Annotated in this window: 1 pseudogene; it reads left to right on the top strand. The window is 51.6% G+C overall.

Annotated features, from left to right (window positions below):
• Window positions 1-589 (top strand): annotated as a pseudogene (locus BBG47_RS28345) (RHS repeat domain-containing protein); the annotation flags it as partial.

Consider the following 589-nt stretch of genomic DNA (forward strand, 5'->3'; position numbering starts at 1 on the left):
AAACTACAGCTATACCTATGATAACAACCGCAACATTGTAGCGAAGAATGATAATGGAGCAGGTTATCAATTTAGCTACGATCCGCTGAACCGAATCAAGACATCAAGTCAGTTCAATGAGGCATATTCGTATGACCAGCGGGATAACCGCAGCACCCTGCAAAGCGATCAGGTACCGAACATCAAGGGAGCCAGCTACGTGTACGACAGCCACAACCGCCTGACCCAAGTCACGACGGAAGACGGCAAGGCCGTCAGCTACCGCTACAACGGCGATAACCTGATGGTGGAGCGCGCCGAAAACGGTGTGACGACCCGTTACTACTACGATGATCGGGCGAAAATCGTAGCGGAAGGCAAGGTGGAAGGGAACGGCAGCATCACGATTACAGCATCGTATGTCCATGACGATTACGGCAAGCTGCTGGCTCGTCAGGTTCCGGGACAAGGTATGCAGTACTACGTATCCAACGGACACGGCGACATTACGGAAATCCGGGATGCCCAAGGCAATGTACTGAATCGCTATACGTACGGTATCTGGGGCAATCCATTGGTACAAGAGGAACAGGTTCCGAACATTTTCCGT

Origin of the sequence: Paenibacillus sp. KS1, assembly GCF_001680695.1 — a bacterium.
Classification (GTDB): domain Bacteria; phylum Bacillota; class Bacilli; order Paenibacillales; family Paenibacillaceae; genus Paenibacillus_B; species Paenibacillus_B suaedae.